The sequence below is a fragment of the Faecalimonas nexilis genome, from assembly GCF_059731825.1.
Genome location: NZ_AP029189.1, coordinates 1,207,089 through 1,219,982 on the forward strand (window position 1 = coordinate 1,207,089; position 12,894 = coordinate 1,219,982).

Here is a 12,894-nt window from a genome sequence, read left to right on the forward strand (position 1 = left end):
AACAAACTCGCAAAAGGAGGCGTGATGTATGAATATAAATAAATTTACACAAAATTCGATGCAGGCGGTGCAGGGCTGTGAAAAAGTTGCTTATGAATATGGCAATCAGGAGATTGAACAGGAGCATTTACTCTATGCTTTGGTCACACAGAATGACAGTCTGATTTTAAAATTATTAGAAAAGATGGAAATCCAAAAAGAGTTGTTTATCAACCGTGTGGAGGAAGCGCTTAGAAAGAGAACGAAAGTGCAAGGCGGTCAGGTATATATCGGACAGGATTTGAACAAAGCTTTGATTCATGCGGAAGATGAAGCTACACAAATGGGAGATGAGTACATTTCTGTAGAGCATATTTTTCTAGCATTAATTAAGCAGCCAAACAGAGAAGTAAAGGCGATTTTCAAGGAGTTTAATATTACAAGAGAGCGTTTCCTTCAAGTACTTTCTACCGTAAGAGGGAATCAGAGAGTCACCAGTGACAATCCGGAGGCAACCTATGATACGCTTAATAAATACGGCAGTGATCTGGTAGAACGGGCAAGGGAACAAAAACTTGATCCAGTCATCGGCCGTGATGCGGAGATTCGTAATGTCATACGAATCCTGTCTAGAAAGACAAAGAACAATCCGGTGCTGATCGGAGAACCTGGTGTCGGTAAGACGGCGGCAGTAGAAGGGCTGGCACAACGTATTGTGCGCGGGGATGTGCCTGAGGCGTTAAAAGATAAAAAAGTGTTTGCGCTTGATATGGGGGCGCTGGTAGCCGGTGCAAAATATCGTGGTGAATTTGAGGAGCGTCTGAAAGCAGTGCTCGAAGAAGTGAAAAACAGTGATGGAAATATCATTCTGTTTATCGATGAACTTCACACGATTGTCGGAGCAGGTAAGACGGACGGCGCGATGGATGCCGGAAATATGTTAAAGCCGATGCTGGCGCGTGGAGAACTTCACTGTATTGGCGCGACAACACTGGATGAATATAGACAGTATATTGAAAAAGATGCTGCATTGGAGAGACGTTTCCAGCCGGTTATGGTAGATGAACCATCGGTGGAAGATGCGATTTCGATTCTGCGTGGCTTAAAAGAGCGTTATGAAGTATTTCATGGTGTGAAAATTACAGACAGTGCACTTGTGGCAGCCGCAACACTTTCCAATCGATATATTTCCGACCGATTCCTTCCGGACAAGGCGATTGACCTTGTAGATGAAGCGTGTGCATTGATCAAGACAGAGTTAGACTCCATGCCTACAGAGTTGGATGGACTGCAAAGACGTATTATGCAGCTTGAGATTGAAGAGGCGGCTCTGAAAAAAGAGAATGACAGATTAAGTCAGGACAGACTCGTGAACCTACAAAAAGAGCTTGGAGAACTGCGTGATGAATTTGCCGGAAAGAAAGCGCAGTGGGACAATGAGAAGACTTCTGTAGAGAGACTACAGAAAATCCGTGAAGAGATTGAGCAGGTGAATCAGGAGATTCAAAAAGCACAGCATTCCTACAATTTGGAACGTGCGGCAGAATTGCAGTACGGCAAACTTCCACAGCTGACAAAACAGTTGGAGGAAGAGGAAAAGAAAGTGAAAGAGCGGGATCTTTCATTAGTGCATGAAAGTGTGACAGATGAAGAGATTGCGAGAATCATTTCCAGATGGACAGGAATTCCGGTTGCAAAATTAAATGAAAGTGAGAGAAGCAAGACGCTTCATCTTGACGAAGAACTCCACAAACGTGTCATTGGGCAGGATGAAGGGGTTACAAAAGTAACAGAGGCGATTATCCGTTCGAAAGCAGGTATCAAAGATCCTACGAAACCAATCGGATCATTCCTGTTCCTGGGACCTACCGGGGTAGGTAAGACAGAGCTTGCAAAAGCACTTGCGGAGAGTTTGTTTGATGATGAGAGCAATATGGTTCGTATTGATATGAGCGAATATATGGAGAAATACTCAGTGTCTCGTCTGATAGGAGCACCTCCGGGATATGTCGGATATGACGAAGGCGGACAGCTTACAGAGGCGGTTCGAAGAAAACCATATTCCGTTGTTTTGTTTGATGAGATTGAAAAGGCACATCCGGATGTGTTTAATGTGTTGCTGCAGGTGTTGGATGACGGACGTATCACTGACTCACAAGGTCGGACTGTTGATTTTAAAAATACGATTCTGATCATGACATCAAATATCGGATCTGCTTACCTTTTGGATGGCATCGATGAGAACGGTGAGATCAGCAAGGAAAGTGAAACGATGGTCATGAATGATCTGCGGGCACATTTCAGACCTGAATTTTTGAATCGTCTAGATGAGACAATTATGTTCAAACCATTGACGAAACAGAACGTTTATGCAATCATTGACTTATTATTGAAAGATGTCAATAAACGGCTGGAAGATAAAGAACTTTCGATAGAGCTTACAGATGCTGCGAAGAATTTTGTGGTGGAAGGTGGCTATGAGCCAATGTACGGTGCAAGACCGCTGAAACGATATCTTCAAAAGCATGTAGAGACATTAGCTGCAAAACTGATTTTACAGGGAGATATTGGCAGTGAAGATGTCATTCTGATTGATGTAGAAGGGGACAAACTGACAGCGAAAATAAAATAAATTGCAGGAAAAAAGCATGGAACAGATTATTTTTCACATTGATGTAAATTCAGCGTATCTTAGCTGGACGGCAGTAGAACAATTGAAAAATGGAGCAGAAGTGGATTTACGCAAAATCCCGGCGATTATAGGAGGTAATCAGGAATCCAGACACGGGGTTGTGCTTGCAAAATCTCCTTTGGCGAAAAAATATGGGATTCGGACAGGGGAGCCGGTTGCACAGGCTTTCCGAAAATGTCCGGATCTTGTGATGGCGCCGCCAAATCATAAGATGTATCAGGAGTACAGCAGGAGACTGATGGAGTTTCTTCAAACGTATACACCGGATATCGAGCAGGTGAGTGTGGATGAGTGTTTCATGGATTTTACGGGGATATCCTATCTGTATCTGTCTCCTGTGGAGGCTGCATTTGAGATCAAAGACGCTGTGTATGAGAAGTTTGGATTCACAGTGAATATTGGAATATCTGTAAATCATCTTTTAGCAAAGATGGCATCTGATTTTGAAAAGCCAAATAAGGTACACACCTTATTCCCGAAAGAAATCCCGGTAAAGATGTGGCCATTGCCTATTTCGGAACTTTATATGGCGGGACGATCCAGTGTAGAGGTACTTAACAAGCTGGAGATACGGACAATCGGGGAACTTGCAAAGGCAGACCCGAATTTGCTGGAGTTACATCTGAAAAGTCATGGCAGGACATTGTGGGAATTTGCAAATGGAATAGACCATGAGAAAGTTCGAAGAGGACACGTGGAGAATAAGGGGATCGGTAATTCGACGACATTGGCAAAAGATGCTGTCACAGAGGAAGAAGCGAAAAAAGTTCTTTTGTGGTTGGCAGAAAGTGTTGGCGGAAGACTTCGCAAGGAAAAACAGAGAGCCGGTATGGTGAGCGTGGAGATTAAATACCACACGTTTCAGACGGTTTCCCATCAGAAACAGCTTGAGACGGCGAGCAATGCAGATCAGGTGATTTATAAAGCAGCATGCGAATTGTTCCGGGAATTGTGGAATCAGGAACCGATTCGTCTGCTTGGTATACGCACTTCAAAACTTCAGGATGAGTCGGCTCCGGTTCAAATGAGCATTTTTGACTTTCAGACAAAGCAGGAAGAACAGAGTGTGAAAAACAAGAAACATCAAAAATTAGATAAAGCATTGGATGTGATTCGTAAAAAGTACGGAGAGGATGCAGTGAAAAAAGGGACTTTACTCAAGTAGGAGAAGAGTTCCTTTCGTGCTTTACGATTCATTTTTTCGATTGCGATAATAAAAGAAGCAACCAAAAAACATAGAAAGTCCTATGATGATAACGACAACGGTAGAATATGTATCCATCACTTCCAAAATTTTTTCCCAGGAGGCTCCGGCAGCAGCGCCGGCTGAGACGAGAATAGTGTTCCAAAGTGCACTTCCGGCAATTGTAAGGACTAAAAAATTACCCATTTTCATGTTCGACATTCCGGCAGGAATAGAGATTAAGCTTCGAAGGATTGGGATACAACGGCAGATGAAAACAGTCATATTCCCTTTTTGTTGGAATTTTTTGATCGATTTTCTGACATCTGATTTTTTGAAATGGAGGATTTTTCCGAGCTTTCCATCTATAAGTTGCTCTAATTTTTCCGGAGAGAGTAATTTCCCAATGTAGTAAAGAAAGATGGCGCCAACTGTGGAACCGAGGGTGGAAAAAAAGACAACTCCACCTACTGTCAAATGGGTATAAGTTGTCATAAAGCCGCCGAATGTCAGGATGACTTCCGAGGGAATAGGAGGAAAGAGATTTTCGATCATAATGAGAAGTGCAATTCCGATATAGCCGAAGGAATTCATCATATCCATGATAAAGATGTGCATAGTGATACCTCATATTTGCTTTCTTAAAAATAGTATATAGAAATTTTATTATGAATATTCATAGAGATGTGGTATCCTAATAGTATCTATGAAAAAACAGGAGGCAATAGATGATGAAGCTGACAAAGTTATTAGAACGTTTAGAGTATAAAGTAGTACAAGGAAACGATGATATAGAGATTACAGAGCTTACGAATGATTCAAGAAGAGTCTGCGCCGGCAGCGTGTTTGTATGCATCAGCGGCGCAGTTGTAGATGGTCATGAATTTGTAAAAGAGGTGTTAGAAAAAGGTGCGAAAGCAGTGATCGTGGAAAAAGAAGTGAAAGCTCCAGAACATGTGACTGTGATTAAGGTGGAAGATACGAGGTATGCACTTGCGCTGGCATCTGCGGCATATTTCGGTTATCCGGCAGAGCAGCTGAAAGTAATAGGTATCACAGGAACGAAAGGAAAGACGACGACAACATATATGGTGAAGTCCATTTTGGAGGGAGTAGGACATAAAGTTGGTCTGATCGGAACAATCGAGGCGATCATCGGAGACGAAGTGATTCCGGCAAAGAATACGACACCGGAGTCGTTTACGATTCACCAGTATTTCCGGAAAATGGTTGATGCGGGATGTGATGCAGTGGTCATGGAAGTGTCATCGCAAGGGTTGATGCTTCACAGAACTGCGGGTATTCCGTTTGAGATTGGAATTTTTACAAATCTTGGGGAAGACCATATCGGACCGAATGAACATAAAGATTTTGAAGATTACAAGCGATGCAAAGGTCTGCTGTTCAAACAATGCAGGATTGGGATTGCGAATGTGGATGATCCGTACTTTGAAGATGTATTTCGCGGCGCGACCTGCCAGATTGAAACATTTGGCTTTGCACAAAAAGCAGACCTTCGGGCAGCAGATACAAAATTAGTGTCAAGACCGGGATACTTAGGAGTATCTTACCATGTGTCCGGGCTGATGGATTTTGATGTGGAGATTGACATTCCGGGAACATTCAGTGTCTATAATTCGTTGACTGCGATTGCGGTGTGCAGACATTTTGATGTGCCGGTGGAGATGATCAAGAAGGCTTTAAAAGTTGCAAAGGTAAAAGGCAGAATCGAGATGGTGAAAGTATCTGAGGACTTTACGCTCATGATTGATTATGCGCACAATGCGATGAGCCTTGAGAGTCTTTTGACAACATTGAAAGAATATCACCCAAAGCGTCTTGTATGTCTGTTTGGATGCGGAGGAAACAGAGCGAAGGCGAGAAGATATGAGATGGGTGAGGTGTCCGGAAAATTAGCAGATCTTACAATCATCACATCGGACAATCCGCGTTTTGAAGAACCTCAGGATATCATTGATGATATTAAGATCGGGATTGGAAAAACAGATGGAAAATATGTGGAGATCTGTGATAGAAAAGAAGCAATCCGCTATGCGGTTGACCATGCTGAGGTGGGCGATGTAATCGTGCTCGCAGGAAAAGGACACGAGGACTATCAGGAGATCAAAGGCGTGAAGTACGATATGGATGAGAGAGTTCTCATTGCGGAAGTCGTAAAAGAGAGTAAAAGAGAGAATTTGATTCGATAAAAGTATAGGAGCAGTTGTGCATGTATGCGAAAGTTATCGTAGATATTACACATGAAAAACTGGATAAAATTTTTGAGTACCGTATTCCGGCAGAATTAGAAGAACGGTTACACGCAGGCGTAGAGGTTGTCGTGCCGTTTGGAAAAGGGAATCGTGAGATCAAAGGGTATGTGATCGGGCTGTCAGAATACTGTGAATACGATCCGAACAAAGTAAAATCGATTCTGAGTCTGGCGGAGAAAAGCGTGGCGATCGAGGGCAGACTTGAGGCACTGGCGGCGTGGATGAAAGAGTACTATGGCGGGACGATGATACAGTCGCTAAAGACAGTACTTCCAATCAAGCGGGAAGAGAACAAAAAGATCAGGCGCTATGTCCGATTGCTGTTAGATGAAGAAGAAGGGAAGACAAAGCTTGAGGAATATCTGAAGAAGAATCAGAAGGCAAGGGCGAGACTTTTGGCAGCACTGCTTGATGAGGAGATATTGGAGTATGAGCTTATCACAAAAAAACTGAATGTCACACGAACAGTCATTCGGGCACTTGAAGAGCAGAATGTTGCCAGAATAGAGTCCGAGCAGGTCTGGAGAAATCCGATTAAAAATCGAAAAAAAGAGTGGAAAGAAGTGGTTTATACTGAGGAACAGCAGCATGCGATTGACACATTTCGGGAAGACTATCTGAAAGGAATCCGCAAGACTTATCTCATATATGGGGTGACAGGGAGCGGAAAGACTGAAGTTTACATGGAGATGATCGCAAGTGTGATCAAAGAAGGGAAGCAGGCGATTGTCCTGATTCCTGAGATTGCACTGACCTACCAGACTGTGATGCGGTTTTATAAGCGGTTTGGCGAGAGGATATCCATTATGAATTCCAAGATGTCAAGCGGCGAGCGGTATGACCAGATGATGCGGGCAAAAGAAGGGGCGATTGATGTGATGATTGGTCCAAGATCAGCGTTATTTACCCCTTTTGCCAATTTGGGATTGATTGTGATCGATGAGGAGCATGAATCGACTTATAAAAGTGAACAGATCCCCCGATATCATGCCAGAGAGACGGCTGTGGAGCGGGCACACTTAGAAGGTGCAAGTGTTGTGCTTGGTTCAGCAACACCGTCTCTTGAGGCTTTCTACCGTGCCCAAAAAGGAGAATACGAACTTTTAAGACTTCAGAACCGAGCAAAGATGCAGGAGATGCCGACGGTGTACACAATCGATCTTCGAGAGGAACTAAAAAGTGGAAATCGTTCGATTATCAGTGGAAAGCTGTATGAATTGATGGCTGACCGATTGAGAAAGAGACAACAGATTATGTTATTTATCAATCGGAGAGGGTTTGCAGGATTTATTTCGTGCAGATCCTGCGGCTATGTGGTAAAATGTCCACATTGCGATGTCTCACTTGCATCTCACCGCGGTGGGAAACTGGTCTGCCATTATTGTGGATATGAGGAGCCTATGATTTCAGTCTGCCCATCGTGCGGCTCAAAACATATCGGCGGTTTCCGAGCAGGAACACAGCAGATTGAAGAACTTGTAAAGAAGGAATTCCCAGATGCACGTGTACTTCGCATGGACATGGATACGACGAAGGAAAAAGATGGACACGAGAAGATTTTGGAGGCGTTTGCAAATGAAGAGGCGGATATTTTGATTGGAACGCAGATGATCGTAAAAGGACATGATTTTCCGAATGTGACACTTGTCGGAGTACTGGCGGCGGATCTGTCGTTGTACGCCGATGACTATCGTGCAGGAGAGCGGACATTTCAGCTTCTTACACAGGCGGCGGGACGCGCCGGGCGAGGAAGTGAAAAGGGCGAGGTTGTCATTCAGACATACAGTCCGGAGCATTATAGTATTGAAACAGCTGCAAAGCAGGACTATGAAGCGTTTTATCAAGAGGAACTCGCATACCGTACAATGATGGGATATCCGCCGGTGGAACAGCTTGCAGCGATTTTGGTTACGAGTGAAGATGAGTCTTTGCTTGAGACGGCGTGCAGCTACATGAAGAGTTATGCAGAGCGCATGAACCGGAATCAAGTGAGAATCATCGGTCCCGCAAGTCCGTATGTGGGAAAGGTAAACGATGTGTATCGCAGAGTGATCTATTTAAAACATGCCAGATACGAGGCGATGATAGATTTGAAAAATAAATTGGAACAATATATAGAGATTAATTCCGGATTTCGAAAAGTTCGAGTGCAGTTCGACTTTAATCCGATGAATGTATTTTAAATGAGGAGGATAAAAAATGGCAATTCGTAAGATTCGAGAAATTGGTGATGATGTGTTAGAGAAGGTATGTAAAGAAGTAACCGATATGACAGACCGAACAAAGGTGTTGATTGAGGATATGCTGGATACAATGTATGATGCTATGGGAGTGGGACTTGCGGCACCGCAGGTTGGTATTTTAAAACGAATCGTAGTTATTGATATTGGAGAGGGTCCGATTATTTTGGTGAATCCGGAGATTCTTGAGACAGCAGGAGAGCAGACAGGAGAGGAAGGATGTTTAAGTCTGCCGGGAAAATCGGGAACTGTGACGCGACCGAATTATGTGAAAGTAAAGGCGCTCAATGAAGAGATGGAAGAAGTGGTTTATGAAGGAGAAGGGCTGCTTGCAAGAGCGTTCTGCCACGAGATTGACCATTTGGACGGGCATTTGTATGTCGAAAAAGTAGAAGGCGAACTTCACAGTGTGGAGTATGATGATGAGTTTGACGAGGAAGACTAAGGAGGAGACAGCAGATGAAAGTAATTTTTATGGGGACTCCGGATTTTTCGGTGGGCACTTTAGAGGCTTTGATCGAGGCGGGACACGATGTGGTTCTTGCTGTGACACAGCCGGATAAACCAAAAGGACGCGGAAAAGAGATGCAGTTTACGCCTGTCAAAGAGTGCGCGTTAAAGCATGGAATTCCAGTTTATCAGCCGAAAAAAGTCAGAGAGCCGGAATGCATCGAAGAACTTCGAAAATATGAGGCGGATATTATGGTCGTCATTGCATTTGGACAGATTTTGCCAAAAGAAATTTTGGAGATGACGCCATATGGATGTGTCAATGTGCATGCGTCATTGTTGCCAAAATATCGCGGGGCAGCGCCGATTCAGTGGTCCATTATTGACGGGGAAACGGTGACAGGTGTCACGACCATGCAGATGGACGAAGGACTGGATACCGGAGACATGCTGTTAAAGACAGAGATTGTAATAGAAGAAAAGGAGACCGGAGGAAGTCTTCATGATAAGCTTGCGGCCGCAGGTGCAAAGCTCTGTGTAGAGACATTAAAGGCGCTGGAAGAAAAAACAGTGACTCCGGTTAAACAGGGAGAATCACCGACCGCCTATGCGAGAATGCTCGACAAGCATCTTGGGAATATTGACTGGAATCAGAGTGCGAAAGAGATTGAGAGACTGATTCGCGGGCTGACACCGTGGCCGAGCGCATATACAATGTGGAATGGAAAAACAATGAAAATCTGGAGTGCAGAGGTGGAAGAGACATCGGGAGAGGGCGTACCTGGAACGATTGTGAAAGTAGAAAAAGAAGCGTTTTCTGTACAGACAAAAGATGGGCTGTTGAAAGTGCTGGAACTTCAGATTCCGGGGAAAAAACGAATGGATGCCGGAGCATTTTTGAGGGGGTATCAGGTAAAATCAGGAGAAATTCTTTCGAGAGCGTAGAAAAAAGGAGGAAGCAGGATGTTTTATCCAAGTTTTTATTTTGATCCAACATATATATTGATTATCATAGGAGTTATTATCTGCTCCATTGCATCGATGCGGGTGAAAAGTACATTTTCAAAATATTCCGGAATGAGAAACCATATGGGGCTGACAGGAGCGCAGGCGGCAGAACGTGTACTCCATGGGGCCGGAATTTATGACGTGCGAATTGAGCGGGTAGCAGGAAATCTGACAGACCACTATGATCCGAGAAATAAAGTGCTCAGACTTTCCGATGCAACATATGGACAGTGTTCAGTAGCTGCAGTGGGAGTTGCAGCGCATGAGTGTGGACATGCGATTCAGCATGCAAGAGGATACGCACCGCTACAGTTTCGGAGCGCGCTTGTTCCGGTGGCAAATTTTGGATCCATGATTGCCTGGCCACTGATTGTGTTAGGTCTGTTTATCAACAGCCAGTCTTCAGCACTGCTTATCAATATCGGAATCTTGGCATTTTCGCTGGCAGTATTGTTTCAACTTGTGACTTTGCCGGTGGAATATAATGCATCGGGAAGAGCAGTACGCATTCTTGCTGAGACCGGGATGATGCAGGGTGAAGAGATTGTAGCCACGAAAAAAGTGCTGAATGCGGCTGCGCTTACGTATGTGGCAAGTGCGGCTGCAGCAATCTTACAGCTTGTGCGTATCTTGATTCTGACAGGAGGAAGAAGACGAGATGACTAAGTCAATTAATGAACGAGAACTGGTGCTTGGGATTTTGCTGGAAGTGACACGAGATGGAGAGCACAGTCATATCGCACTTCGCAATGTTCTGAATAAATATCAGTATTTAGACAAAAAAGAGCGCGCTTTTATCACAAGAGTGACGGAGGGAACACTGGAGCGCATGATTGAGCTTGATTATATTATCAATCAGTTTTCAAAAGTAAAGGTAAACAAGATGAAACCAGTCATCCGCAATATCATCCGAAGTGCGGTTTACCAGATGAAATATATGGATTCGGTTCCGAATTCCGCTGCCTGTAATGAGGCGGTAAAACTTGCGGTGAAAAAAGGATTTGTAAATTTAAAAGGATTTGTGAACGGACTTTTACGAAATATCGACCGAAATCTGGAACAGATATCATATCCGGATGAGAAAGATTTGGAACAATATCTGTCTGTGAAATACTCGATGCCGACATGGATATTAAGACAGTGGCTGGCAGCATATGACAGGGAGAGTGTGGAGTGTATGCTTCAGGATTTCCTAAAAGAAAAGGACACGATAATCCGGTGTGATTTGGGGCAGATGCCAAAAGAAGAACTTGTGAAGGCACTTGAAGGCGAAGGAGTACATGTCGAGGAACATCCATACCTTCCATATGCACTTCGAATATCTTCTTATAATTATTTAGGAGAGCTTGAGACGTTTCAAAAAGGAGCGTTTTCGGTGCAGGATATCAGCTCCATGCTTGTGGCACATTTGGCAGAACCAAAAGAAGGAGACGAGATCATAGATGTCTGTGCAGCACCCGGTGGAAAGGCACTTCACATGGCAGAGGTACTTTGTGGTACAGGGCATGTGCAGGCGAGAGATCTGACAGAATATAAGGTGGGGCTTATAGAGGAAAACATCTTACGCTCTGGTATGACAAACATCGAAGCAGTCAGGTGGGATGCGACTCAAAAAGATGAAACTGCAGTTGAAAAGGCAGATATTGTGGTGGCAGATCTTCCGTGCTCCGGACTGGGAGTGCTTGGGAAAAAGACGGATCTGAAATATAAGATGACAGAAGAGACACAAAAAGAATTGGTGGCTCTTCAACGCAAGATGCTGTCGACAGTCAAAGATTATGTGAAGCCGGGAGGAACTTTGGTTTACAGCACATGTACAATTCACGAAGAAGAAAATATGGGTAACGTACATTGGTTCTTAGAACAGAATAAAGAGTTTGAACTTGTGCCGATTGCACAGTTATTGTGCGAAGAGTTGAAAAATGATGTTGTGGAACAAGGGTGTATTCAACTTCTGCCGGGGATACATGACAGTGATGGATTTTTCATTGCAAAGTTTAGAAAGGTGAAATGTGAATAAAAGATCATGGAGAAAAAAGATATCAGATCATATACATTTGAAGAATTAAAACAAGAGATGGAACATCTCGGAGAAAAGTCGTTTCGGGCAAAGCAGGTGTATGAATGGCTGCATGTAAAGCTTGCAGATTCTTTTGAAGAGATGACGAATCTGTCAAAAGCACTCAGAGAAAAGCTGGATGCAGCTTATGAGATCGCACCGGTAAAAATGCTTGAGAGACAGGAATCAAAACTGGACGGCACAAATAAATTTCTGTTTTGCCTACAGGATGGACATGTGGTGGAAAGTGTTCTGATGAAGTATAAGCATGGAAATTCTGTCTGTATTTCCTCGCAGGTCGGATGTCGGATGGGATGTAAATTCTGTGCATCTACCATCGGAGGATTGGAGAGAAATCTAAAGGCATCAGAGATGCTGGGACAGATTTATCAGATTCAGAAAATATCGGGGGAACGTGTTTCGAACGTAGTTGTGATGGGAACAGGGGAACCGATGGATAATTATGATAACTTTCTGAAATTCATACATATATTGACCGATGAACACGGTTTACATATCAGCCAAAGGAACATTACGGTATCGACTTGTGGAATCGTTCCGAATATGAAGAGACTTGCCGAGGAAAAATTACAGATTACCTTGGCGCTTTCCCTGCATGGTTCTACGCAGGAAAAGCGAAAAGTATTGATGCCGGTTGCAAACAAATATGAACTTTCTGAGGTGCTTGCGGCGTGCGACTATTATTTTGAAAAGACGGGAAGAAGAGTGACGTTTGAGTACAGTCTGGTACATGGAGTGAACGATAAAGAGGAAGATGCAGCGGAATTAATCCACATTTTAAAACATCGTAATTGCCATCTGAATCTGATTCCTGTAAATCCGATTAAAGAGCGTACATTCGAGAAACCAAGCAAAAAAAATGCCATGAATTTCAAAAATAAACTTGAAAAAAGCGGAATAAATGTTACTATTAGAAGAGAAATGGGCTCTGATATCGACGGAGCCTGTGGACAACTAAGACGACGTTATGTAGAGACAAAGTAAAAGGA

Annotated in this window: 10 protein-coding genes; 9 read left to right on the forward strand and 1 reads right to left on the reverse strand. The window is 43.6% G+C overall.

Going from position 1 to position 12,894, the window contains the following annotated elements; translation table 11 throughout:
* The first annotated feature begins 28 nt into the window (after positions 1 to 28).
* Positions 29 to 2,611, forward strand: coding sequence for an ATP-dependent chaperone ClpB (gene clpB, locus AC6I5B_RS06030; protein WP_004614480.1), 2,583 nt, complete (start codon positions 29 to 31; stop codon positions 2,609 to 2,611).
* A gap of 16 nt (positions 2,612 to 2,627) precedes the next feature.
* Positions 2,628 to 3,836, forward strand: coding sequence for a DNA polymerase Y family protein (locus tag AC6I5B_RS06035; protein WP_022250753.1), 1,209 nt, complete (start codon positions 2,628 to 2,630; stop codon positions 3,834 to 3,836).
* Positions 3,837 to 3,857: 21 nt separating this feature from the next.
* Here AC6I5B_RS06035 and AC6I5B_RS06040 read toward each other — a convergent pair whose 3' ends face one another.
* Entirely contained in the window at positions 3,858 to 4,472 is a 615-nt protein-coding gene (locus tag AC6I5B_RS06040) for a DedA family protein (protein WP_004614478.1), read from the reverse strand.
* Between the two features lie 113 nt (positions 4,473 to 4,585).
* On the opposite strand from AC6I5B_RS06040, the gene AC6I5B_RS06045 reads away from it, so the two are divergent.
* Genes AC6I5B_RS06045 through rlmN form a run of 7 tightly spaced genes read left to right on the forward strand, consistent with a single transcriptional unit; the run spans position 4,586 to position 12,889 of the window.
* Positions 4,586 to 6,064 (forward strand): UDP-N-acetylmuramoyl-L-alanyl-D-glutamate--2,6-diaminopimelate ligase, encoded by a 1,479-nt coding sequence (locus tag AC6I5B_RS06045; RefSeq protein ID WP_044988179.1) that lies wholly within the window; start codon positions 4,586 to 4,588, stop codon positions 6,062 to 6,064.
* A 20-nt stretch (positions 6,065 to 6,084) separates the two neighbouring features.
* The gene (priA, locus tag AC6I5B_RS06050; protein ID WP_497773666.1) at positions 6,085 to 8,310 is read left to right on the forward strand and encodes a replication restart helicase PriA; all 2,226 of its coding nucleotides are present in this window, start codon (positions 6,085 to 6,087) and stop codon (positions 8,308 to 8,310) included.
* Between the two features lie 16 nt (positions 8,311 to 8,326).
* Positions 8,327 to 8,812 carry a peptide deformylase gene (gene def, locus AC6I5B_RS06055; RefSeq protein ID WP_004614475.1) on the forward strand — a complete coding sequence of 162 codons (486 nt, stop codon included), beginning with the start codon at positions 8,327 to 8,329 and terminating at the stop codon, positions 8,810 to 8,812.
* Positions 8,813 to 8,826: 14 nt separating this feature from the next.
* Entirely contained in the window at positions 8,827 to 9,762 is a 936-nt protein-coding gene (gene fmt, locus AC6I5B_RS06060; RefSeq protein WP_071143800.1) for a methionyl-tRNA formyltransferase, read from the forward strand.
* Between the two features lie 18 nt (positions 9,763 to 9,780).
* Positions 9,781 to 10,491: a zinc metallopeptidase gene (locus tag AC6I5B_RS06065; RefSeq protein WP_022250756.1), complete on the forward strand. Its 711-nt coding sequence runs from the start codon at positions 9,781 to 9,783 to the stop codon at positions 10,489 to 10,491.
* Entirely contained in the window at positions 10,484 to 11,845 is a 1,362-nt protein-coding gene (rsmB, locus tag AC6I5B_RS06070) for a 16S rRNA (cytosine(967)-C(5))-methyltransferase RsmB (RefSeq protein WP_022250757.1), read from the forward strand. The genes AC6I5B_RS06065 and rsmB overlap by 8 nt, the downstream gene beginning before the upstream one ends.
* Before the next feature lie 6 nt (positions 11,846 to 11,851).
* Positions 11,852 to 12,889 carry a dual-specificity RNA methyltransferase RlmN gene (rlmN, locus tag AC6I5B_RS06075; protein ID WP_004614470.1) on the forward strand — a complete coding sequence of 346 codons (1,038 nt, stop codon included), beginning with the start codon at positions 11,852 to 11,854 and terminating at the stop codon, positions 12,887 to 12,889.
* Positions 12,890 to 12,894: the final 5 nt, after the last annotated feature.